13 protein-coding genes, 2 pseudogenes and 1 riboswitch are annotated in these 23,115 nt (G+C 49.1%); of the genes and pseudogenes, 1 reads left to right on the top strand and 14 read right to left on the bottom strand.

Going from position 1 to position 23,115, the window contains the following annotated elements:
- Nucleotides 1-46 precede the first annotated feature (46 nt).
- The 9 genes from DWZ60_RS04680 to DWZ60_RS04640 form a co-directional block, all read right to left on the bottom strand.
- The gene (locus tag DWZ60_RS04680; protein WP_119221325.1) at nucleotides 47-1,723 is read right to left on the bottom strand and encodes a glycosyl hydrolase 53 family protein; all 1,677 of its coding nucleotides are present in this window, start codon (nucleotides 1,721-1,723) and stop codon (nucleotides 47-49) included.
- A 21-nt stretch (nucleotides 1,724-1,744) separates the two neighbouring features.
- On the bottom strand, nucleotides 1,745-2,461 hold the full coding sequence (locus DWZ60_RS04675; RefSeq protein ID WP_119221324.1) for a substrate-binding domain-containing protein: 717 nt from the start codon (nucleotides 2,459-2,461) through the stop codon (nucleotides 1,745-1,747).
- Complete coding sequence (locus DWZ60_RS04670) at nucleotides 2,440-2,718, bottom strand: LacI family DNA-binding transcriptional regulator (RefSeq protein ID WP_119221323.1); 279 nt, start codon at nucleotides 2,716-2,718, stop codon at nucleotides 2,440-2,442. The genes DWZ60_RS04675 and DWZ60_RS04670 overlap by 22 nt, the downstream gene beginning before the upstream one ends.
- 188 nt (nucleotides 2,719-2,906) lie before the next feature.
- The gene (locus DWZ60_RS04665) at nucleotides 2,907-4,490 is read right to left on the bottom strand and encodes an ABC transporter substrate-binding protein (RefSeq protein WP_022461862.1); all 1,584 of its coding nucleotides are present in this window, start codon (nucleotides 4,488-4,490) and stop codon (nucleotides 2,907-2,909) included.
- Between the two features lie 209 nt (nucleotides 4,491-4,699).
- Nucleotides 4,700-5,620 (bottom strand): carbohydrate ABC transporter permease, encoded by a 921-nt coding sequence (locus tag DWZ60_RS04660; RefSeq protein ID WP_022461863.1) that lies wholly within the window; start codon nucleotides 5,618-5,620, stop codon nucleotides 4,700-4,702.
- A gap of 12 nt (nucleotides 5,621-5,632) precedes the next feature.
- Nucleotides 5,633-6,562: an ABC transporter permease gene (locus DWZ60_RS04655; RefSeq protein ID WP_022461864.1), complete on the bottom strand. Its 930-nt coding sequence runs from the start codon at nucleotides 6,560-6,562 to the stop codon at nucleotides 5,633-5,635.
- A 390-nt stretch (nucleotides 6,563-6,952) separates the two neighbouring features.
- The gene (gene dapB, locus DWZ60_RS04650; protein WP_117510456.1) at nucleotides 6,953-7,714 is read right to left on the bottom strand and encodes a 4-hydroxy-tetrahydrodipicolinate reductase; all 762 of its coding nucleotides are present in this window, start codon (nucleotides 7,712-7,714) and stop codon (nucleotides 6,953-6,955) included.
- Between the two features lie 35 nt (nucleotides 7,715-7,749).
- Nucleotides 7,750-8,640, bottom strand: a complete 891-nt coding sequence (gene dapA, locus DWZ60_RS04645; RefSeq protein ID WP_022461866.1) for a 4-hydroxy-tetrahydrodipicolinate synthase — start codon at nucleotides 8,638-8,640, stop codon at nucleotides 7,750-7,752.
- 151 nt (nucleotides 8,641-8,791) lie between these two features.
- A riboswitch (Lysine riboswitch) is annotated at nucleotides 8,792-8,966 on the bottom strand.
- A 55-nt stretch (nucleotides 8,967-9,021) separates the two neighbouring features.
- Nucleotides 9,022-9,651 carry a single-stranded DNA-binding protein gene (locus tag DWZ60_RS04640; RefSeq protein WP_055220802.1) on the bottom strand — a complete coding sequence of 210 codons (630 nt, stop codon included), beginning with the start codon at nucleotides 9,649-9,651 and terminating at the stop codon, nucleotides 9,022-9,024.
- 405 nt (nucleotides 9,652-10,056) lie between these two features.
- Here DWZ60_RS04640 and typA point away from each other — a divergent pair, with 405 nt between their 5' ends.
- Entirely contained in the window at nucleotides 10,057-11,886 is a 1,830-nt protein-coding gene (gene typA, locus DWZ60_RS04635; RefSeq protein WP_055266953.1) for a translational GTPase TypA, read from the top strand.
- Between the two features lie 87 nt (nucleotides 11,887-11,973).
- Here the strand turns inward: typA and DWZ60_RS04630 are convergent, their stop codons facing one another.
- The 5 genes and pseudogenes from DWZ60_RS04630 to rpoB form a co-directional block, all read right to left on the bottom strand.
- Nucleotides 11,974-13,065 carry a polysaccharide deacetylase family protein gene (locus tag DWZ60_RS04630; protein WP_119221322.1) on the bottom strand — a complete coding sequence of 364 codons (1,092 nt, stop codon included), beginning with the start codon at nucleotides 13,063-13,065 and terminating at the stop codon, nucleotides 11,974-11,976.
- Between the two features lie 380 nt (nucleotides 13,066-13,445).
- On the bottom strand, nucleotides 13,446-14,660 hold the full coding sequence (locus DWZ60_RS04625) for a hypothetical protein (protein WP_117761432.1): 1,215 nt from the start codon (nucleotides 14,658-14,660) through the stop codon (nucleotides 13,446-13,448).
- A 21-nt stretch (nucleotides 14,661-14,681) separates the two neighbouring features.
- Nucleotides 14,682-14,918, bottom strand: a complete 237-nt coding sequence (locus DWZ60_RS04620) for a hypothetical protein (RefSeq protein WP_055266947.1) — start codon at nucleotides 14,916-14,918, stop codon at nucleotides 14,682-14,684.
- 308 nt (nucleotides 14,919-15,226) lie between these two features.
- A pseudogene (gene rpoC / locus DWZ60_RS04615) lies at nucleotides 15,227-18,951 on the bottom strand (DNA-directed RNA polymerase subunit beta').
- 38 nt (nucleotides 18,952-18,989) lie between these two features.
- Nucleotides 18,990-22,827, bottom strand: a pseudogene (rpoB, locus tag DWZ60_RS20640) (DNA-directed RNA polymerase subunit beta).
- Between the last annotated feature and the right edge of the window lie 288 nt (nucleotides 22,828-23,115).

Here is a 23,115-nt window from a genome sequence, read left to right as displayed (position 1 = left end):
TCTTATTGTCCCTCTCTTTTTACTGTCTGCAGACAGAAATTCCGCATCATGCCGTACATCGGCGGCGATGAATTCGGATTCCGGCAGTGACTTCCTGCGGTTTTCTGATTTCGCATGTCACTTTGTAGCCGGTCCATGCATGTTCTGTCGGATGAATCACAGTCTCTTCTTTTCCCTCTTCCGTATTGAGGAACAGCCGCACATCCACATTTGTTGTATCGGTTCCCTGAAAGGCAACAGATAATGTATACGTTCCTGCCTCCTGTACCTTTACCGTCTGGCAGATCGAAAACGTAAAGTTTTTCGGTGCTTCTACGCGTACCGCATTCACCGGCGGAGCTGGGAACGGATCGACAAACTCCGGAAACAGCTGTACTGCAACGGCATCCTCGGATTTTTCTACGTTCCAGCGCGCCAGGCCGTCTTCCCAGCCGACATCGAGCAACAGATTCTCCGCCTCCGGCAGCTCTTCCACCACGCAGATCTTCGCATGTGCAGCAAACGGAACACCTTCCACATTTCCTGTCACATCATATTCGCCTGTCACGCGTGTGTCCGGCACTTCGTTCCAGTTTACCCGCCGCTGCTCCACCATTCCGTCATACAGCAAAACCGGGAGCATCTCCGGCAGACCGCATGCTTCGTCTTTTACTACGGTCATTGGCTCCGGCTCGTAAATCTTGGCCGGTTTTTCCGGACAGGCATCATTCCGTGTAAACAGGAAAGAACGAATGCCCTCCATGATGGTTCCCTTCTCCTCCAGCAGACCCATATTTTCCGACCAGCCGCCCTCACCGTCTTTCGGAACACAGATCGGTTCCCAGTAATAGATACCCTGCCCCATTTCATCCGGCAGCGAAGCAACGATATTGGCAACCAGATCCAGCACCTGCTTCTGTCCGGCAGGCGTCGCCGGAAATCCTGCGATTTTTTCCTGCTGTTCATCGATAAACCCATGCGCACTCTTTCTCCATGCATGCGCCGTCTCAACGACCATAATCGGCTTTTTGTAATCCTGGATCAGCTTCGTCATTGTCTCTTTCAGATCCGTGAAAGTGCCGTGCCAGAATGGATAATAGGAAAGTCCGATCAGGTCAAAATCCTCGAGTCCTGCCTCAAAGGAACAGTCAAACCACTCTTTCAGATAGAAATACCGTCCGCCCTGGTCGAGATGGATCATAACCTGCATCTCATCTTTTCCGGCTGCAGCCCGCGCACCGCGGATTCCGGCATTTACAAGCTGTACCATTTTTGTATAATCCGGCAGCTCTCCGTCCGGAAACAGAAGGCCGCTTCGGATCTCATTTCCGATCTGAACAATATCCGGCAGAACGTCCTCCTCTTTTAATGCCGTCAGCGTATCTCTTGTATAAGAAAAAACAGCCTCTTTTAATTCTTTAAAGCTTAAGTTTTCCCAATCTTTCGGCTTTCTCTGCTGACCGGGATCCGCCCAGAAATCAGAATAATGGAAATCCAGCATAAAGCTCATGCCATGTGCCCGGATCCGTTTTGCCATCGCCAGTGTATGCGCATAGCTGCAGTATCCGCCGGACTCCCTGACATGCTCCGGCGCATTCCAAATACGGAGCCGTACGGAATTTACCCCGTATTTCTGAACGAGATCCAGCGGATCCATAACAGTTCCGTCAAAGTCCTTCACCTGTACTCCGGCATCTTCCAGCTCCGGTATAAAAGATAGATCCATTCCCTTCTGAAATTCCATTGTTCTGTCCTCCCTGCTACGTTAGTTTGTCGATTTTCGGAATAAAATGTCGTAATCCAGCATCGTCTTCTTCTCATAATTTTCCCCTCGGAGCCGCTGGATCAGCTGACGCACGGCTGTGCCTCCCATCTGGGATGCTGCCACACTGACTGCTGTAACTGCAGGGGAATAGCAGTCCAGATTGGTGCTGTTGTAGAGCGAAGCAATCGCGACGTCCTTGGGAATTCGATAGCCTTCCGCCTGGAGCCGGGACATCACCATCGTACAAATCTCGTCGTCGCCACAGATGATGCATTCCACTTTTTTGGATATAATATTTTCAATGATCGCATCCAGAAACTCCATACGGATCGAACCATTGTAGAAAAGCTGATCCTTCTCGGAAATTCCATTTTTAATCAGCGCCCGGCAGAAACCTTCGTGACGCTTGCGGTCTACGTTATAGCTCATATCCTTGACAAGAAACGCAAATCTGCGGAATCCCTTTCCGATCAGCAGCGTTGTCATTTTCTCTGCCGCACCCTCATTGTCGGTATCCACCTGGATAATGTTGTCATACCGGCATGTTCCCGTCAGTGCTGTCGGGAAATTTGCCTGACTTAAATACTGCAGCGCACGGTCATCCTCAAGCGCACGTGTCAGGAGCATACCATCCACCCGGTTCGACTCCACCAGCGACTGCAGCTCTGAAATATCATGCGCGTTGCTCGTCGTAATCAGCACATTGTACCCGAGCATCGATGCCGATTCGCAGACGCCGAGCAGACAGTTCTGGAAATAAACACCGCTTCCATAATAAACGTCTGAGGCAGTACCACGCCGATGTTGTGCGTCACCGTTCGGGTCCGCGCCATCTCCTCCCGCTCTTCTCCCCGTTTTGCCACCTCGAGAATCCGGTTTCTGGTCTTCTCTCCGATTCTGCCCTTACCGGACAGTGCACGGGAAACGGTACTTTTTGATACCCCTATCTCTTTTGCAATTTCCTCCAGTGTCATAAAAATACCCTGTCACTTTCTGTTAAATTTGAAAAATTCCTATATTTTTATATTTAATACGAATGCTGTTAGAAATCAAGTCATCCCTCAAAGCTTTTTGAACCATCACTTGATCTCTAAAAGAAGGAACGGCCGCGCCGGAGCTTCTGGCAGACCAGCGCGTCCATTCCCTGTTTTATTTTACTGTTTTATTTTTCTTCTTTCTCCGCTACATACTCTGCTGCCTGACGGTTCATCTCATCCAGAATATCCTGGATTCCGGCGCTGTCCATAGCTGCGTTCATGGCATCGATGGAAGCGTCCACATCGTCAACGAGACCGTTGATCAGCGGGTTATAATAATTGTCGATGGCTGCCTCTACTGCTGCAAACTGTGTACTTACATTGCTGGAATCAAAGTTAAATCCGTCGTAAACATGATCTTCTTTGATGTTGTTGTTGAAGGCATCTTTGATGCTTTCATACTTGTCGTCCAGAGCCGTTCTGTTCTCAAGATATTCCTCTCTCTGGATGGTGCAGTTGTTCCATCCCCAGTTGCAGTTACTTGCTACACCATAGCCGCTCTCATCAATAACTTTGTACTGATCATCACCGACTGCTTCCCAGTGCTTTCCTTCGATACCGAGCATAGCCAGATCGTAAACATCCGGGTTGGTGTAGAATTCATTTAATACCATCATGGCTCTCTCTTTGTTTTTACTGTTTGCGTTGATGGCAACACCGTTGTTGATGTAAGAGTTTACTTTTTTCGACAGGTTTTTGTTCGGGTCTACCATCGTTACATTCCAATCCGGATGTTCCTCATTTGCCTGTTTTCCGTAGGTAAGACAGGTTCCGAGATTCCAGCTCATGCTTGCTGTTCTTCCGGTCAGAAGTCCGGTCTGTCTCTCATCGCTGCTGTTTAATACGTCGCTGGACCATGCTCCGGCGTCTACCAGGTCTTTCATCTCCTGGCAGTACTCACGGAACGCATCCCATTCACCGATGTACTGGAATTCAAGATCTTTCGGATCCTGGGTATGATACAGAATCAGCTCGCCGCCCTTCGGTGCTCCGCCCGTTGTGGAATAGCCCTGGGACTGGAAGAATGGATACCACGGTCCGCCCTGACTTGCATAGATACCGTCTGCTGCACATGCTTTGTAGAACTTCATCAGGTCATCCCAGGATGTAATATCATCCATACCGTATTTTTCCATCAGGTCACCGCGCACTGCCAGAACTTCCTGACCAAACTCGTTGGCATAGCTCGGAACCATGTAGATTTGTCCGTCAATCTTTGCCTGCTCCCATGCCATTTCCGGAACAACCTCCCAGATATCCGGTGCATACGTTTTGATAAAGTCCTCAGAAAGCGGTGCAAATCCGCCGAGGGAAACGGTCTGCTCGTAATGGCACCAGCTCGATGCGGTAAAGATCAGGTCAAAATCTTCCTGTGAGGAGAACAGCAGGGAATATTTCGTGTCATGCTCGCCCCAGGAAAGGAATTCTACGTTCAGAGAGCAGTTCAGCTTCTCTTCCAGAATCTCATTGATTTTGGCGTAAACCTCATCAAAATCCGGGGTACGGTCGCCGATCAGATACATCGTCAGATCGACATGCTCCGAAGTGTCTGCACTCAGGTTGTCTCCCGATGTGCCGGAAGCTGCGGAGCTGCTTTTGCTGTCGCCCGTGCTTCCCTTTCCGTTGCCGGAACCGCATCCTGCCAGCATGCCGGCTGCCATTGCGGATGCAAGTAATACAGATACCAGTTTTTTTGTGCTCTTTTTCATAAAGAACCTCCTTCATAAATATAATGTGTAATTCAAGCGGATATTCGCAATCCGCTTTGCTACTTGCTCATAACCGAATAACTGCTCCGCAGTTTATCAGAAGGAGCTTGCACTCCTCCTGATACAAGCAAGTCCCCACCCGCCTGCTTATTGCTTTTCGCAATGGAAACAGGGACTTACTTGATTCAGTTAAATTAACATGATTTGTATCAGCCTTTGACTGCTCCGATTGTGATACCCTGTACAAAGTATTTCTGTACCAGCGGATATGCCAGAACGATCGGGCCGGTTACTACAATGGTAAGTGCCATTTTCAGGGACTGGGTCGGCAATGAGATTGCGCTGACGGCAGAGCCTGCGGCGTTGTTTGCAAGAAGCTTTTTATATGCCTCAATATCATTAACCTGCTGATACAGGAAATACTGCAGCGGATACTTGTTCGTGTCTTTGATATACAGCATCGCATTGTACCAGTCATTCCAATAAGCCAGTGCAATGAAGAGGCCCACGGTAGCAAGTGCCGGTTTGATCAGCGGCATTACAATCCGGAACAGAATACGGAACTCGCCGCAGCCATCAATCTTGGCCGCTTCAATCAGAGAATCCGGAAGTCCCACGATGTAACTCTTCATGATCAGAAGGTTGTATACGCTGAACAGCAGCGGAAGGAGCAGTGCAAGGTAGCTGTCCCGCAGATTCAGGGTCTGTGTCATCAGTACGTAGTACGGAACAAGACCGCCGGAAAACAAAGTGGTAAAGTAGAAGAAAAACGAAAACTGATTTCTCCACTCAAACTCCTTACGTGACAGTACATAAGCTGTCATAGTCTGCAGCAGCAGACCAAGTACCGTTCCGACGATGGTCAGACCGATGGTCGTGCCGTATGCGCGGAAGACAACCATAGGATCTTTAAATACGGTTTTGTATGCCTCCAGGCTGAAATCCTGCGGCAGAAGGCTGAAACCGTTCTGGATAATGGCCGATTCCGAAGAAAACGAGCCGGATACGATCATGATGAAAGGAACGAGGCAGACCAGCGCGATGATTCCGCAGAATCCGTACGCGATGATATCAAGTGCAACCGCATCTTTTCCTCTTTTGATTTTACTTGTATGACTGGAAGATCCCACTTTTCATCCCTCCTAGAATAAGGTGTAGTCTTTATCATAAAGACCAACCAGTTTGTTTACGATTACGACAGTGATAAAGCACAGTACCGACTGATACAGACCAACAGCTGCGGACATTCCGAAGTCGTTGCTGCTGATTAAGGCACGGAACGTCAGGGTATCAATTACATCGGTGTAGTTGTACAGAAGACCGTTACTTCCAACCAGGTTGTAGAACATATCAAAGTTTCCTTTGAAGATGCCTCCGACGGATAGCAGAAGCAGGATGATTGTGGTCGGCATGATCATCGGGATTGTTACTTTGAAAATTCGCTGGAACACGTTTGCTCCGTCGATGCGGGCTGCTTCATAAATCGAAGTGTCAATTCCCATAATCGCTGCCAGGTACATAACAGAACCGTATCCGATTCCCTTCCATACATTAAAGAAGACAAGGATAAACGGCCATGCCTTTGGTGTCGTGTAAAACTTGATTGGTGTTCCACCGAAGGTTTCAATCAGTCGGTTTAGAAAACCGTAGTCGGAACTGAAAATATTGAATGCCATAACTCCTACGATAACCCAGGAAATGAAATACGGCAGAAACATCAGCGACTGTGTGATCTTACGGTAATGTTTGTTGCGGATCTCGGTCAGAAGCACGGCAACGGCAATCTGCATCGTCGTGTTGATCGCAATAAATGCCAGATTATACAGCACGGTATTTCTGGTAACGAGTCCGGCCTGTCCTGATTTAAAGAAGAACTTGAAGTTATCAAATCCGTTCCACGGGCTTCCCCAGATACCTCCTGCGTAGGAGTATTTTTTGAATGCCATTACAATTCCTGTCATCGGGTAGTAGGAAAAAATCAGGGTATAAATTACTGCCGGTGCAAGCATCAGAAGAAATACCCGGTACTTGTAGAGCTTTTTGCAAAACCCTTTCCAACCATTCTTTTTCATCTTCTCATTCCCTTTCTTGTTTGCGCAACTTTTTTGTTGCTCAACTCTTTATTTTTCTTTGTGCCATTATCATATCATTTCGGCATATTGTTTACAATTCGCAGTTTTTATAAGATATTTCTTGTCGAAATATACTGTTTTACTATTTTTTGTGCAAAATGCGCAACTTTAGCGTTTTACCTTGTTGCGCATTGATTTTTCCATTACCGTTTGCGATTTTCACGTTCTCTTTTGATATTCCGTATTTTTTCTTGTGTATTCTGCCAAATATTCTGCAAAATAACTTCCTCAATTCCGAAAATCCCGTTGTAAGAAAAGAAAAAGTGCGCAACGTTTCGCATTTTCGTTGCGCACTTTCTGGTTTCTATTCATTTTTTCCCTGTTTCTGCCTTATTTCGCAGCAATGACATCCTGCATGTCATACATGCCAGCCGGTTTTCCAGCCAGGAATTTTGCAGCCTCTACAGCTCCTTTTCCGAAAACTCCTTTGGAATATGCTCTGTGGGACAGGGTAACAACCTCGTCCGGGCCTGCGAAGATGACGTCGTGGTCGCCGACGATGGTGCCGCCGCGTACAGCAGAGATTCCGATTTCTTTCGGGTCACGCTGCTCGTGGCGCTGGCTTCTGTCGTATACGTAGTGGTACTGGTTGTCCATTGCCGCGTTCAGGCTGTCTGCCAGGGCGATGGCGGTTCCGCTTGGAGCGTCGCATTTCAGTTTGTGGTGTTTCTCCACGATCTCCATATCAAAGCCTGCTTCGGCAAGCACTTTTGCAGCTGCCTGTACCAGTTTCATCAGCGTATTCACACCAAGGGACATATTTGCAGAGCGGAGAACCGGGATTTCTTTGCTGGTCTCCTGCACTTTTTTGAGCTGATCCTCGGTGAGGCCTGTGGTGCAGAGGACGAGTGGAAGTTTTTTCTCCTTGCAGGCATCGAGCAGTGCGTCGGCTGCCTTGTAGGAAGAAAAGTCAACGACTACGTCTGCCGGAACATCGCATTCTGCCAGGCTTTTGAATACCGGATAATCGTTCTGGCCGTTGTCGTTCATATCGATTCCGGCTATGATTTCTGCATTTGCATCTTCTTTTACCAGGCCGGTGATGACCTGTCCCATATGGCCGTTGCAGCCATGCATAATAATTTTAACCATTGTCTTTTTCCTTCTTTACTTCGTGTATTCTTAACTTAAGCCAGTTTGATTCCAAAATCTTTCATAGCCTTTGCCAGGCGCTCCTGGTTCTGCGGCTCCATCTCGGTCAGCGGCAGACGAAGCGGGCCAACCTCTTTGCCCATCAGGTTCAGCGCTGCTTTTACCGGAATCGGGTTTACTTCGCAGAACAGCGCATCGATGAGCGGCAGTGCTCTCAGCTGGATTTCTCTGGATCCGGCCACATCGCCGTCGAGGAATTTCTGTACCATGTCGTGGGTCTCACGCGGTGCTACGTTGGAAAGAACGGAGATTACACCGCTTCCGCCAAGGGAAAGGATCGGCACAACCTGATCGTCGTTTCCGGAGTACAGATCGATCTTTCCATCGGTCAGCTGCATAATTTTTGCGACCTGGGAAATGTTTCCGGAAGCCTCTTTGACTGCAACGATATTCTCAACGTTGTTGAACAGATAGACGATCGTTTCCGGTGCAATGTTTACGCCGGTTCTGCCCTGAATGTTGTAAAGGATGACCGGCACTTTGACGCTGTCTGCGATTGCGGTAAAGTGTGCAATCAGGCCCTTCTGTGTTGCTTTATTGTAATACGGAGAAACGAGAAGAAGTCCGTCCACGCCGTATTTTTCTGCTTCCTGAGACAGATAAATTGCTGTCTCCGTGCTGTTGGAGCCGGTTCCTGCAATTACCGGGATTCTGTGATTTACTTTTTCCACGGTATATTTGATGGCATCCAGATGCTCCTCATGGGACAGGGTCGAAGCCTCACCGGTGGTTCCGCAGATAACGATGGCGTCGGTTCCGCCGGCGATCTGCTCCTCAATCAGTTCTCCGAGTTTTTCGTAATTCACTTCCTGTGTTTCGGTCATCGGTGTGATAATTGCAACAGCTGCACCTTTAAAAATAGACATTCTCTTTTCCTCCTGTATGTTGTGTCAGATAAAACCATAAGAAATCAGTCGCCGGAGCTTATCTCCCACGGAAAATTTCACTTTCCGTTTAAAAAAGAGGCGCCTCATCCCAGATAAGATCGCCTCCAAATTCACACATACGCAGTATCTATGATCAGATAGCTCTCCATCTCTCGATGACAGTCGCAGATTTTTTCAACCTGCGCCCAGGAGCATACCGGTTCAGCGCCGGATGTCCTTCGGCATTCTTCCCTTTTCCTCTTCTTCTTTTGCTGCTGAGGCATCCGAAAAGGTACTCTTGAAGTAATGCGACCTCTATCCACTTCAGTTCTGCTTTTACTATAGCATCATTAAATTTTCTTGTCAACAGCGGATCGCGCTTTAACTCTCACTATATTCCAGCTTGCTCACCGAAACCTCATACGCGGTCCGCTTTTCCATTTCCGTCTCGCTCAGCCGCTTCATATATTCCCGGCTCTGGATCCGTCCCCAGATGAGAACGTGGCCGCCCACGGCAAACGCAGAGGCATACCGCGCATTCCGTCCCCAGCAGATGCACGGGATATAATCTGATTTTCCATACGGACGGTTGACCGCGATCAGAAGGTCGGCGATCTCTCTTCCCAGAGGTGTTTTCCGGTAGACCGGCGGTTTACATATGTATCCATCGAGGTAAATCTGGTTGGATTTGACGGAATCGTCCTCTTCCTCCACGAAGCTTAATTCCCGCGCAAATACGGAGAGTACCAGACGGTTCTTCTTCTCCTCGTGGCGGTTGTAGGACCGAAACTGACCGCTGATGCAGATCCACTCACCCTGGTAATCCTGTGATACGTCCACCAGCCGCTCGGAGACCATCACCGGAATGATGTCCTGCGATTCACTCAACCGCTTGACCATCACATCGACGAGGTAAAAGCCCTCTCCGAATACCTGATGGCTGAATGTAAACGGGGAGACAATCTCTCCCATGATAACCACCTGATTGTTTTCAATCATCTTGTCTGCCATAATGAAAATCCCCTTCCTTTGTCTTTTCTTTCTGAATATTGATTTCTGATCGGTACTTTGCTGATCTATAATCCTAATGTATGAACCACATTTCTTTTTCAGAACCACTTTTTTCCAGATTTTTTTATTTCTATTCAAATCAGCATTCTGCCCAATTTTTTGTATATGTTTCTGTAAAAACCGCACCACATGCTTCGTATTTTCTACCATTGCAATACAAAAAATGTCACATCTTCCCTGTTTTTTTTCTCTGTTCTGTGCTATAATAGTTCAGATAGGCAGGCATCCAGCAGAGACAAAACGGCAAGGCACCTGCCTTTGTGCTGTGATAAACATTCCCGGCCGGCTTGAAATTTTGAAAAATTGAACCCGGCAGGGTCAACCCATAGGAAGAGGAATGAAGAAATGAAAACAACGAGAGAAGATGTAAGAAACGTTGCCATCATCGCCCATGTCGATCATGGTAAAACTACACTGGTAGACGAGCTTCTGAAACAGAGTGGCGTTTTCCGTGCCAATCAGGAGGTTCAGGAACGTGTCATGGACTCGAACGATATCGAGCGTGAGCGTGGAATCACCATTCTTTCCAAAAATACAGCAGTTTACTACAAAGGAACGAAAATCAACATCATCGACACCCCAGGCCATGCGGACTTCGGCGGCGAGGTTGAGCGAGTTCTGAAAATGGTAGACGGCGTTATTCTGGTTGTAGACGCATTCGAGGGCGCTATGCCGCAGACCAAATTCGTGCTGAAAAAAGCACTTGAGCTGAATCTTTCCGTTATCGTCTGCATCAACAAAATCGACCGCCCGGAGGCACGCCCGGACGAAGTCATCGACGAAGTGCTTGAGCTTCTGATGGATCTCGACGCATCCGACGAGCAGCTTGACTGTCCGTTCCTGTACGCATCCGCAAAGCTGGGTCATGCCGTACTCGATCTGAACGACACCCCGAAGGATATGACACCTCTGTTCGAGACCATTCTGAAATACATCCCGGCTCCGACCGGCGATCCGGAAGCTGGCACACAGCTTCTGATCAGTACCATCGACTACAACGAATACGTTGGACGTATCGGTGTCGGCAAAGTTGAAAACGGAACGATCCGCGTGAACCAGGACGTTATGCTGGTCAACCACCACGATCTGACCAAGAAGAAAAAAGTAAAGGTCAGCAAACTGTATGAATTTGACGGACTGAAAAAAGTAGAGGTTACTGAGGCAGGCATCGGTTCTATCGTTGCTGTTTCCGGTATCCCGGATATCCACATCGGAGATACTCTCTGCGGCGATCTGGACAACCCGGTTTCCATCCCGTTCCAGAAAATCTCCGAGCCGACTATTTCCATGAACTTCATCGTAAACGACAGCCCGCTGGCCGGTAAAGAAGGTAAATACGTAACTTCCCGCCACCTGCGTGACCGTCTGATGCGTGAGCTGAACACTGACGTTTCTCTCCGCGTCGAGGAGACTGATTCCGCAGACTGCTTCAAGGTTTCCGGCCGTGGTGAGCTGCATCTGTCCGTCCTGATCGAAAACATGCGCCGTGAGGGATATGAGTTCGCAGTAAGTAAGGCAGAGGTTATCTACAAAGAGGACGAGCGCGGACGCAAACTCGAGCCAATGGAAATCGCATACGTTGACGTTCCGGACGAGTTCTCCGGTACTGTCATCCAGCTCCTCAGCGAGCGTAAAGGCGAGCTTCACGGCATGAGCCGCGCAAGCGATGGTTCCACCCGTCTGGAGTTCGAAATCCCGGCACGAGGCCTGATTGGTTTCCGTGGAATCTTCATGACCTCCACCAAAGGAACTGGTATCCTGAACACCGAGTTTGAAGATTACGCACCGTACAAGGGCGACATTGAATACCGCAAACAGGGTTCCCTGATTGCTTTCGAGGCAGGCGAGTCCGTTACCTACGGTCTGTACTCCGCACAGGAGCGCGGTACTCTGTTCATCGGACCTGGCGAGAAGGTTTACGCCGGTATGGTTATCGGACAGAACGGTAAGGCCGAGGATATCGAGCTGAACGTCTGCAAGACGAAGCACCTGACCAACACCCGTACTTCTTCTTCCGACGAGGCACTGCGTCTGACTCCGCCGAGAATCCTTTCCCTGGAGCAGGCTCTGGACTTCATCGACAAGGACGAGCTTCTTGAGGTTACTCCGGTTTCCTTACGTATCCGTAAGAAAGAGCTGGATTCCAGACTTCGTAAGAGAGCGGCAATGAAATAAATTTTCATAAAATGACATAAGAACCGCCGGTTCACTCTTGATTTGAGAGTAAACCGGCGGTTCTTTGTCGTTTTTCTATTCTGTTTTCTATTCGTTTGTCGTTCCGCCATGGAAGCCGTAATACGTCTCTCCCGCTGCAAGATCCACGCCGTTTGCCGCTGCAAGAGTATGAATCGTGACAAGCTCATACCCGCGGTTGATCAGCTCCGGCACGATCGTTGCACACGATTCTACGGTCGTCTCGTGGATATCATGCATCAGGATAATGTCTCCCGGGCTTACACTGTCGAGAACGGCGCTGATGTTTGCCTGTACATTTTTTGTCTGCCAGTCCAGGGTATCGACATCCCACATGATGCTCGGGCGGCCGATAGATGCGAGCAGTTCATCGGTGCTGTTTCCATACGGGAAACGGATGACAGTTGCACCCTGTCCGTTGTTGTACTGGGCGATCAGATCATCCGTCATCTGGAACTGGGCAAGGCCGTCGTCGGTGCTCAGTTCTTTCATATTCGGATGCGCATAGGAGTGGTTTCCAAGCTCACAGCCGATCGCCGCCATGCGCGGGATCACATCTGCACCGTATTTTTCCACATTGCTGCCGAGCATAAAGAACGTCGCCTGTGCCCCGTACTGCTCCAGCGTATCGAGAAGCGTGCTGGTATAGACGCCTGGGCCGTCATCAAAGGTCAGGGCTACCATCATCGAGCCGTTGCGGTCTGGCTGGTAAACACCCTGGTCATCAAAGTAACAGCCTTTTCCGCCGATCGCTTTCCAGCCGGTCGCTATGTAACCATTGGAATCAAAATGGTACTGGTTTCCGTCGATATCTGCCCAGCCGTTGACGTAGTACGTTGTGGCATCCGTTGCGTACCACCAGCCCGACGAGCTGTACTGCCATCCCGGCGTCTCATTCGGCGGCGTGGTCTCCGCAAGCTTCTTAATTCCCGCATTTCCCGATCCGTCCTCCGCCTCCGGCGCCGTCTCGCTCACCGTCTTTGCGGCTGTGTCATTACTCAGTACAATTCCTTTTTTCGCAAGCTGCGCTCCCGCAAATTTCCAGATAAGCGCAAGAAAAAGAAGGCCGATTACCACACACAGGGAAATCCGTGATACTTTCTGCATCATCTGTCTGCGGCGCATCTGCTTTCTTCTCTGTTTCAATGATTTTCTTTCCATATGATCTGTTTATACTCCATCGTCCCGCCCCTTTGCGGAACTTTCTTCCATCGTAACACAAACGTTTTTCGACATTTTTCTACTTACTATCATAACGTGATCTGACCTAAGATGCAAGGCACAAATTCTTACATTTTTCCACTTCTGGTAAATTAATGTTTATCGTTTCTTAACATCTTGTCACAAAAAAAGAGTGACTCTGCACCCATGGTAAAAGCGGATACAAAATCACTCTTTGTCACTCTCTTTTAAAAAACCTGGTTTCTTTCTGGTGCTTTGCCACCAAATCACAGGTCTTTCACCTGTCCAGCCTGATTATCCTCTCTGCTTAAGAGTAACTGCAAAGTTTTAACGTTGCCAGAACAACGGAAGCAAACACCTTATGCCTCATGTCCTATTTTAGTCAGGAAATCGCTGCCCATCACCCATTTTTCGTTTTCCAGCGTCACAACGGACTCGAGTTTCCAGGTGACGGTCTCTATTTTGGTTTTGCGGAAGAAATGGAGGAAACGGGTTCGTCGCTCGATCGCAGCGGTCACGTTGGTTTCGATCTTCATCTGGTTGGATTCGTTGGTTACGGTTGTGGAGACGCTGCTCACGGTGATGCTGGTGATTCCGGTGTTGGTGTCGCTGTTCAGGTAGGCATCGCAGAGCTGCTGGTACTGTTCTTTGGCGGTTTTCTGTACGGCGGTGTCGGCGGAAAATTCATTTTTGATGGTGCTGAAGGATTTTCCGGCGGCTGCGGCTGTGAATACCTTGTCCAGGGACTCTTCTGCGCGGTCGGCGATGGTTTTGCCGGTGGAATCGTTGAGTTTTAAATCCGGCAGGAATTCCATGCTGCTGTTGTCCTGCACGAGGACGATCTCGCGGTATGGGTCTTTCTGTTTTTCGGTCAGTTCAATGGTGTGGCCGCCGAGGAAGAGATACGGGATTTTGTAGATGCTGACGTTATCTGCCGTCTCTTTTAAATACTTTTTCCCGACCTGCACGCCGTCCAGATAGAACGAGGCATCCGCCGGGACGGTGATTTCGACATCCGTCACGCAGCTGTCTTTCGGCACAACGTACCACTCTTTGAAGTTCCATTTTACGGTATCCCCGGCGGCGATCTCCAATGTTTCTTCCTGCGAGTCGCTCATGCCTTTTAACGTGTACCGCACAGTATAAATCCTGTTTTCCCCGGTCTCAAGATTCTGTTTTCTGCGCATGAAAAAGCTCTTGATCTCCGGTGTTTCCTGCCCGTCAGTGCCGTCCTGTTTTGCTTTCCAGGTCATTGCATTGACGTAGTTCTTCCGCGACAGAAACGTGCTGTCCGGGAACTGGCATACATCGTATGCACTGTTCCAGTCTCCTGCCAGGCATGCTTCCACGTAATTCCGTCCTGCCGCCTGCGGCGCATACAGATACGCGCCTGCCATAAAAAATACGGCGCACAGAATCAGAAACAGACTGAGATTCACGATCAGAATCCGCAGACTCATCGGCAGATCACGAAATTTTGCCGCCCGTATTTTCACAGAAAGCTCCGTCGTCTCTTCTCCGTCTTTTTCCACATGGCGGAATCTTTTTCCTTTTCTTTTCCACTTCTGGAGCATAGTTTACCTCATCTTTTCCTCTTATTTAGACTGTTCTTTCACCGCATACGTATGCACCCGGTCGCTCTTCTGGCTGTATGCCTCTCCCTCGGAATAATACTCCTCCGATGTCGTGGAAAAACGCGTAATCGTCTCTTTCACACGCTCTCCCGCCGTTTGCTGGTGGAGAAACAGCGCTGCAATCATCAGAATCACAAATATATCCAGAATCAGTACCGCCGCATTTGCCACGATGCCAGGTAATTTTTTTATCCACATAGGCTTCCCTCTTTTCTGTCTCCATTGTAACAAAATGCTCCCGAAAACACAAGGAAAGCAGAGACCCCGGCGAACCGAAAATTCTCTGCTTTTCACAAATGACATATTTATTTTTTAACCTTGTTTCAATCCACAGTCGGTAATTTCACAGAGTCTGACATGTCAGCAGAATGCTGACTGTGGTTTGCCTCATGTCAGTGGGGGATACCGATTTCTCTCCGCCCGCCACTGCCGTTAACTTTCTTATTTGCAATTCATCTCACCACCTATAGAGGTGGGAGAATCCTTGCTATTATTTGTTGAAGGGTTTACTCCTCGGTATCATCCTTTGACGGAATCATTTCCTCAAAGTCGAAGTCGAGCATCGGCTCTTCCTCTTCAGCTGACGGCTCTTCAACCGGAGCTTCTGCCATCGGAGCTGCCGGAGCATCGTCCTCAAGATCTTCGGTCAGAATCAGATCCTCGTCCTCTTCTTCCTCGATCATGCTGTCGGTATTCAGATGAATGTTGCTGTAGCACTTCATACCGGTACCGGCCGGGATCGGTTTACCGATGATAACGTTCTCTTTCAGGCCTACCAGATGGTCAACCTTACCCTTGATAGCAGCGTCGGTCAGAACCTTGGTGGTCTCCTGGAAGGATGCTGCGGACAGGAAGGAATCGGATGCCAGGGATGCTTTGGTGATACCAAGCAGTACCTGTTTTCCTTCTGCCGGCTCTTTGCCTTCTGCGATCAGAGCTTTGTTGGTCTCGTCGTAATCCAGGAAGTCTACCATGTCGCCCGGAAGGAATTCGGTATCTCCGTTTTCCTCGATGCGGATCTTCTTCAGCATCTGGCGAACGATAACCTCGATATGCTTATCGTTGATTTCTACACCCTGCAGACGGTAAACTCGCTGTACCTCGCGGATCATGTAATCCTGAACGGCACGTACACCTTTGATCTTCAGGATATCATGCGGGTTGACAGAACCCTCGGTCAGCTCGTCTCCGGCTTCCAGAACTGTTCCGTCTGCGATCTTAATACGGGATCCGTAAGGGATCAGGTATGTCTTGGATACGCCGTCTTCCGGATTGGTAACAACGATTTCGCGTTTCTTCTTGGTGTCTTTGATCTGTGCAACACCGGCGATTTCGGTGATGATGGCAAGTCCTTTCGGCTTTCTTGCTCGAAAAGCTCCTCGACACGAGGAAGACCCTGTGTGATATCTCCACCGGCAACACCACCGGTATGGAAGGTACGCATGGTCAGCTGTGTACCAGGCTCACCGATCGACTGTGCTGCGATAATTCCGACAGACTCACCAACCTGTACTGCCTCGCCGGTTGCCATGTTGGCACCATAGCATTTTGCGCAGATTCCGTTACCGGAACGGCAGGTAAGAATGGTACGGATTTTTACTTTTGTATAATGCTCACCGTTCTCGTTGATGCCGTCTTTGATGACACGGGCAGCACGTTTCGGGGTGATCATATGGTTTGCTTTTACAATGACGTTGCCGTCCTTGTCTTTGATCGTCTCGCAGGAGAAACGGCCTGTGATACGATCCTGCAGACTCTCGATCTGCTCTTTTCCGTCTGTGAACTCGCTGACCCACATACCCGGAATTTCGTCCTTGCCCTCGGCACAGTCGATTTCACGGATGATCAGGTCCTGAGAAACGTCTACCAGACGACGGGTCAGGTAACCAGAGTCGGCGGTACGAAGCGCGGTATCGGACATACCTTTTCGTGCTCCATGTGCGGACATGAAGTATTCCAGTACCTGAAGACCTTCACGGAAGTTTGACTTGATCGGCAGCTCGATGGTGTGTCCGGTTGTATCGGCCATCAGTCCTCGCATACCAGCCAGCTGTTTGATCTGCTTATCGGAACCACGGGCTCCGGAGTCAGCCATCATGAAGATGTTATTGTATTTATCCAGTCCGTCGAGCAATGCTTTTGTCAGCGCATCGTCGGTCTTCTTCCAGGTATCTACAACCTCTTTGTAACGCTCTTCGTCTGTAATCAGACCACGTTTGAAGTTTCTTGTAATCTTGTCTACCGTTGCCTGTGCTTCGGCGAGCATCTCCGGCTTCTGCGGCGGCACGGTCATATCGGAAATGGATACGGTCATGGCTGCACGGGTGGAGTATTTATATCCGGTTGCCTTGATATAGTCCAGAACCTCTGCGGTTTTGGTAGCTCCGTGTGTATTGATGACTTTTTCCAGAATCTGTTTCAGCTGTTTCTTTGCAACGAGGAAATCAACCTCAAGCGCAAGCTCGTTACCCGGAACCGTACGGTCTACGTATCCCAGATCCTGCGGCAGAATCTCATTGAAGAGGAATCTTCCGAGTGTGGAGCTTACGTTCTGCTGCATTACAGTACCATCTTCCATCTCTTTTTCGCAGCGGATGGTAATCTTGGTCTGCAGGGTAATATATCCGTTCTCGTATGCCAGGATGGCTTCGTTCATATCGCGGAAGAAGCTTCCTTCGCCCTTCTCGCCCGGACGCTCCTGTGTCAGATAGTAGATACCAAGAACCATATCCTGGGAAGGAACGGCTACCGGACCACCATCGGACGGTTTCAGCAGGTTGTTCGGAGAAAGAAGCATGAAACGGCACTCTGCCTGCGCTTCTACAGACAGCGGCAGATGGACAGCCATCTGGTCACCGTCGAAGTCGGCGTTGAATGCGGTACAAACCAGCGGGTGCAGCTTAATCGCTTTACCTTCTACCAGAATCGGCTCGAACGCCTGGATACCCAGACGATGCAGGGTAGGGGCACGGTTCAGCATAACCGGATGCTCTTTGATGACGTCCTCGAGAACGTCCCATACCTGCGGCTCGAGTTTCTCGACCATTTTCTTTGCATTTTTGATGTTATGTGCAGTGCCGTTGGAAACCAGCTCTTTCATAACGAACGGTTTAAACAGCTCGATTGCCATTTCTTTCGGCAGACCGCACTGGTAAATCTTCAGTTCCGGTCCTACGACGATAACAGAACGGCCGGAGTAGTCAACACGTTTACCAAGAAGGTTCTGACGGAAACGGCCGGATTTACCTTTCAGCATGTCGGACAGAGATTTCAGAGGACGGTTTCCAGGACCGGTTACCGGACGGCCGCGGCGGCCGTTGTCGATCAGGGCATCAACTGCCTCCTGGAGCATACGTTTCTCGTTGCGCACGATGATATCCGGTGCACCGAGCTCCAGCAGTCTCTTCAGACGGTTGTTACGGTTGATGATACGGCGGTACAGGTCATTCAGGTCAGATGTTGCAAAACGTCCTCCGTCAAGCTGTACCATAGGACGCAGATCCGGCGGAATAACCGGAACCGCATCAAGAATCATCCACTCCGGACGGTTTCCGGACTCACGGAATGCCTCAACAACCTCAAGTCTCTTGATGATGCGGGCTCTCTTCTGTCCGGTAGAATCTTTAAGACCTGCCTTTAATTCAGCAGACTCTTTTTCCAGATCGATTGCCATCAGAAGCTCTTTGATGGATTCCGCACCCATACCTGCACGGAAGCTGTTTCCGAACTCCTCTCTGGCATCCTGGTATTCTTTCTCGGTCAGAACCTGTTTGTACTGTAATTTGGTATCGCCTGCATCAAGAACGATGTAGTTTGCGAAATACAGAACCTTTTCCAGAGTTCTCGGAGACAGATCCAGGATCAGTCCCATACGGGACGGAATTCCTTTGAAATACCAGATGTGGGATACCGGAGCTGCCAGCTCAATGTGTCCCATACGCTCACGGCGCACACTGGATTTTGTTACTTCTACGCCGCATCGGTCGCAGATTACGCCTTTGTAGCGAATTTTCTTATATTTACCGCAATGGCACTCCCAGTCTTTGCTTGGTCCGAAGATTCTTTCACAGAACAGACCGTCTTTTTCCGGTTTCAGCGTTCTGTAGTTGATGGTCTCCGGTTTTTTTACCTCGCCATGGGACCACTCCCGGATTTTCTCCGGGGAGGCAAGTCCTATTTTGATGGCATCAAAGCTCATCTGGTAATTTTCTTTTTTTGCTGTTTCTGGCATTTGATTACCCCTTTCCTCGCAAAGCGAAGATCTACAAGTTACATGTCATCATCTGAACTTTCATCCAGATCAAGATAAGAGTCTTCTTCTTCATCCTCTTCCACATCTACCATTTCTTCTCCGTCAAATTCTTTCTTGGAGAATCCATAGTCACCAAATCTCTCGTCCTCTCTGTCAGAGTAACGGTCTCCCTCGATGATGTGGTTCAGGTTGGTATCACCGTAATCAACTGATTCCATAATTTTAACTTCGGTATTGTCATCACGCAGTACGCGGACATCGAGTGCCAGGGACTGCAGCTCTTTCAACAATACTTTGAAGGATTCCGGAATACCAGGCTCCGGAATATTGTCGCCCTTGATGATGGCTTCGTATGTCTTCACACGGCCAACCACATCGTCAGACTTCACAGTCAGGATCTCCTGCAGCGTGTAGGATGCACCGTACGCCTCAAGCGCCCAAACCTCCATCTCTCCGAAACGCTGTCCACCGAACTGAGCTTTACCACCCAGAGGCTGCTGTGTAACGAGGGAGTATGGGCCGGTAGAACGGGCATGAATCTTATCGTCTACCAGGTGATGCAGTTTCAGGTAATGCATGTGTCCGATTGTCGTTCTTCCATCGAACGGCTCACCGGTACGTCCGTCGCGGAGCTGTACCTTACCGTCTCTTGCGATATCAACACCCTTCCACAGTTCTCTGTGATCCAGATGCTCTTCCAGATACTGATATACTTCCGGAAGCAGAATATCTTTATATTTCTCGGAGAATGCATCCCATTCCATGTTTACATAATCGTTTGCCAGTTCCAGGGTATCCTGAATATCTTTCTCGTTTGCGCCGTCGAAGATCGGAGTGGAAACGTTGAATCCAGCGCTGCTGCTGCAAGGCTCAGGTGGATCTCCAGCACCTGTCCGATGTTCATACGGGACGGCACACCCAGAGGATTCAGCACGATGTCCAGCGGACGTCCGTTCGGCAGGAACGGCATATCCTCTACCGGAAGTACACGGGAAACAACACCCTTGTTTCCGTGACGACCAGCCATCTTATCGCCGACAGAGATTTTTCTCTTCTGTGCGATGTAGATGCGGACTGCCTGGTTTACTCCAGGAGAAAGTTCGTCGCCGTTTTCACGGGTAAATACTTTGGCGTCCACGATGATACCATACTCACCGTGCGGTACTTTCAGGGAAGTATCACGTACTTCTCTTGCTTTCTCGCCAAAGATGGCACGGAGCAGACGCTCCTCTGCGGTCAGCTCGGTTTCTCCCTTCGGAGTTACTTTTCCGACCAGAATATCACCGGCACGTACCTCTGCACCGATGCGGATGATTCCACGCTCGTCCAGGTCTTTTAAGGCTTCATCGCCGACGCCCGGAACGTCTTTTGTGATCTCTTCCGGTCCAAGCTTGGTGTCACGGGCCTCTGCCTCGTACTCCTCGATGTGGATGGAAGTGTAAACATCATCCTGTACCAGACGCTCGCTTAAGAGTACGGCGTCCTCGTAGTTATATCCTTCCCAGGTCATAAATCCGATCAGCGGGTTTTTACCAAGAGCAAGCTCGCCCTGGTAGGTAGACGGACCGTCTGCGATTACTTCGCCGGCCTCTACATGGTCACCTTTAAATACGATCGGTTTCTGGTTGTAGCAGTTGCTCTGGTTGCTTCGCATGAATTTGGTCAGATGGTAAACATCTTTTGTTCCGTCATCATTGTTCATGCGGATCTCGTTGGAGCAGGAATAGGAAATGGTTCCTGCTTTTTTTGCAACGACGCAGACACCGGAGTCTACGGCTGCTTTTGCTTCGATACCGGTTCCTACTACAGGAGCATCGGTGATCATCAGCGGTACGGCCTGACGCTGCATGTTGGATCCCATCAGCGCACGGTTCGCATCGTCGTTCTGAAGGAACGGGATCAGCGCCGTAGCAACGGAGAATACCATCTTCGGAGACACGTCCATGTAATCAAACATGTGCGGCTCGTAGGACTGGGTCTCATCCAGATAACGTCCGGAAACGTTCTTGTTGAGGAAGTGTCCTTCTGCATCCAGCGGCTCATTTGCCTGTGCTACATGGTAATTATCCTCTTCATCTGCGGTCATGTAGACTACTTCGTCGGTAACACGCGGATTTTTCGGATCTGATTTGTCAATTCTTCTGTATGGAGCCTCAACGAAGCCATACTCGTTGATGCGCGCATACGATGCCAGAGAGTTGATAAGACCGATGTTCGGTCCCTCAGGAGTCTCGATCGGGCACATTCTTCCGTAATGGGAGTAGTGTACGTCTCGAACCTCGAATCCGGCACGGTCACGGGACAGACCGCCAGGTCCAAGGGCGGAAAGACGTCTCTTGTGCGTCAGCTCTCCAAGCGGGTTATTCTGATCCATGAACTGGGACAGCTGGGAAGATCCGAAGAACTCTTTGATTGCAGCTGTAACCGGTTTGATATTGATCAGGGACTGCGGAGAAATTCCGTCGATGTCCTGTGTTGTCATACGCTCACGTACCACACGCTCCATACGGGACAGACCGATGCGGTACTGGTTCTGAAGCAGCTCACCTACGGCACGGATTCTACGGTTGCCAGGTGGTCGATATCATCGGCATTTCCTGCGCCGTATTCCAGATGCATGTTGTAGTTGATGGAAGCGAAAATATCTTCCTTTGTGATATGTTTCGGAATCAGGTCGTGAATGTCACGTTTGATCGCCTGTTTGATCTCTTCGATATCGGTATTTTCCTCCAGGATCTTTTCCAGAACCGGATAGTATACTTTCTCGTTGATGCCAAGTTCTTCCTCGTCAACATCTACCCATGCTTTCAGATCTACCATTAAGTTGGAAAGAACTTTTACGTTTCTCTCCTCTGTCTGAATCCATACATACGGTACTGCTGCGTTCTGAATCTTGTCTGCGAGTTCCAGAGTAACGGTGGTGCCTTTTTCTGCAAGGATTTCACCGGTTGACGGATCTACAACATCCTCAGCGAGGATCTGGTTGCGGATACGGCTGCGCAGTGCAAGTTTCTTGTTGAATTTATAACGGCCTACCTTTGCCAGGTCATAGCGACGCGGGTCAAAGAACATGCTCATGATGAGGCTCTCTGCATTTTCTACTGCGAGAGGCTCGCCCGGACGAATTTTCTTGTACAGCTCGAGAAGACCTTCCTGATAGTTGGTGGAAGTATCTTTGGTGAAGCTTGCAAGAATCTTCGGCTCTTCACCGAACAGCTCTACGATCTCTGCATTGGAGCTTACTCCAAGTGCACGGATGAGGACTGTGATCGGAACTTTTCTGGTACGGTCTACGCGGACATAGAAGACGTCGTTGGAATCGGTCTCGTACTCCAGCCATGCTCCACGGTTCGGGATTACGGTACAGGAGAACAGTCTCTTTCCGAGCTTATCATGTGCGATGCCGTAATAAATACCAGGGGAACGTACCAGCTGGCTGACGATTACTCGCTCTGCACCATTGATAACGAATGTTCCTGTTGCTGTCATCAACGGCAGATCACCCATGAAAATTTCGTGCTCTGTGATCTCGTCTTTTTCCTTATTATATAATCTTACTTTTACCTTTAACGGTGCCGCATAAGTAGCGTCACGCTGTTTACACTCTTCGATTGAGTATTTTACGTCATCTTCACACAGTGTAAAGTCTACGAATTCAAGGCTCAGCCGTCCGCCGTAGTCGGAGATTGGTGAAATGTCATCAAAGACTTCCTTGAGTCCGCTTCTCAGGAACCAGTCATAGGAATCCTTCTGGACTTCAATCAAGTTGGGCATTTCCAATACTTCTTTTTGTCTCTGGTAACTCATTCGCATACTTTTTCCGGTAGGTATCGGACGTATTCTGTTTTTCTCCATTGACGTTGTCACCCCTTGTGTTATAATATATTTATTACCGCTCATGCCTGAACAAAAGGTTTTAGGCATATCTTGCCATAATAGTGCATTTTCTAGATTATCATGTTTTTTCAAGTGTGTCAACAAAACAGATTGTATTTTTTTCAGTACAATCTGTTTTTTACTGGTTTTTCTTCCGTGACCCTGTTAGAATAATACTTTAGATGTGATTGAAAGCACCGAATTTTCAGAAAAAACCGCCTGTTTGATTTTTTTATTTTTCAAATCAAACAGGCGGTTTTTTTATTC

This window comes from Blautia sp. AF34-10 (assembly GCF_003477865.1).
Taxonomy (GTDB): Bacteria; Bacillota; Clostridia; order Lachnospirales; family Lachnospiraceae; genus Fusicatenibacter; species Fusicatenibacter saccharivorans.
The sequence above is the reverse complement of the archived record's forward strand: the minus strand, read 5'-3'. Positions and strand labels throughout refer to the sequence as shown.

Coding starts and splice junctions, on each gene's coding strand:
- DWZ60_RS04665 (WP_022461862.1), bottom strand. CDS start 4,490: ATGAAAAAGAGCACAAAAAAACTGGTATCTGTATTACTTGCATCCGCA.
- dapB (WP_117510456.1), bottom strand. CDS start 7,714: ATGGTTAAAATTATTATGCATGGCTGCAACGGCCATATGGGACAGGTC.
- dapA (WP_022461866.1), bottom strand. CDS start 8,640: ATGTCTATTTTTAAAGGTGCAGCTGTTGCAATTATCACACCGATGACC.
- DWZ60_RS04625 (WP_117761432.1), bottom strand. CDS start 14,660: ATGCTCCAGAAGTGGAAAAGAAAAGGAAAAAGATTCCGCCATGTGGAA.
- DWZ60_RS04670 (WP_119221323.1), bottom strand. CDS start 2,718: ATGACACTGGAGGAAATTGCAAAAGAGATAGGGGTATCAAAAAGTACC.
- DWZ60_RS04630 (WP_119221322.1), bottom strand. CDS start 13,065: ATGGAAAGAAAATCATTGAAACAGAGAAGAAAGCAGATGCGCCGCAGA.
- DWZ60_RS04655 (WP_022461864.1), bottom strand. CDS start 6,562: ATGAAAAAGAATGGTTGGAAAGGGTTTTGCAAAAAGCTCTACAAGTAC.
- DWZ60_RS04620 (WP_055266947.1), bottom strand. CDS start 14,918: ATGTGGATAAAAAAATTACCTGGCATCGTGGCAAATGCGGCGGTACTG.
- DWZ60_RS04680 (WP_119221325.1), bottom strand. CDS start 1,723: ATGGAATTTCAGAAGGGAATGGATCTATCTTTTATACCGGAGCTGGAA.
- DWZ60_RS04675 (WP_119221324.1), bottom strand. CDS start 2,461: ATGCTCGGGTACAATGTGCTGATTACGACGAGCAACGCGCATGATATT.
- typA (WP_055266953.1), top strand. CDS start 10,057: ATGAAAACAACGAGAGAAGATGTAAGAAACGTTGCCATCATCGCCCAT.
- DWZ60_RS04640 (WP_055220802.1), bottom strand. CDS start 9,651: ATGGCAGACAAGATGATTGAAAACAATCAGGTGGTTATCATGGGAGAG.